At 53.3% G+C, this 572-nt stretch carries 1 pseudogene; it reads right to left on the bottom strand.

Annotation, left to right across the window (positions count from 1 at the left end):
* Window positions 1–572, bottom strand: a pseudogene (locus I5M27_RS18480) (hypothetical protein); the annotation flags it as partial.

Genomic DNA, 572 nt, shown 5'->3' with positions numbered 1-572 from the left:
ACTTGTTTCAGGCGGTAGTAGTTCTTGCCCGCAGCAGGCTGGGTGTGGGTGAAGGCATATTTATGGGCCATGGCCGAAGTACCGTTTCCTTCCACGTAACCAACCGATTCGAAGTTACGGCCGTCGGTAGAGTGCTGGATCGAAAAGAAGGCGTTGTTTTTCTCCGAAGCCGTTTCCCAGTCTAAGGCTACGCCCTGGCTTACGGCACTTCCTTTGAAGCTAATCAGTTCTACCGGCAGCGGGTTGATCGGCATGTCTTCGCATTCTTCCAGGTTAAAGGTAACGATGGCGACGAACTGGCCGGCTTTGGCTACGATCTCGATGGTGGAGTTCTCTCCGTTATGGAAAGTAGCAGAGTCTACGGTGTAGCGGAAAACGTCGTTCTGGTCGTAGCGGTAGTTGAGGGTATTGAGGCCGGTGAATTTGATTAAAGAGTCGTTTAGAAGGGGCTGCACTGAGTAAGAAAAGCGGCTGGAGTAAGAGGTCTTAGGAGCGAGGGCGGGCAGGTTCTGGCCCGGCAGCTCGAACATTACGTGCTCGAAGGGGAAGCGGCTGGCGTTGTAGATCTTGAA

The sequence above is a fragment of the Adhaeribacter terrigena genome, from assembly GCF_016623615.1.
Taxonomy (GTDB): domain Bacteria; phylum Bacteroidota; class Bacteroidia; order Cytophagales; family Hymenobacteraceae; genus Adhaeribacter_A; species Adhaeribacter_A terrigena.
This window is presented reverse-complemented; position numbering and strand designations above follow the sequence as displayed.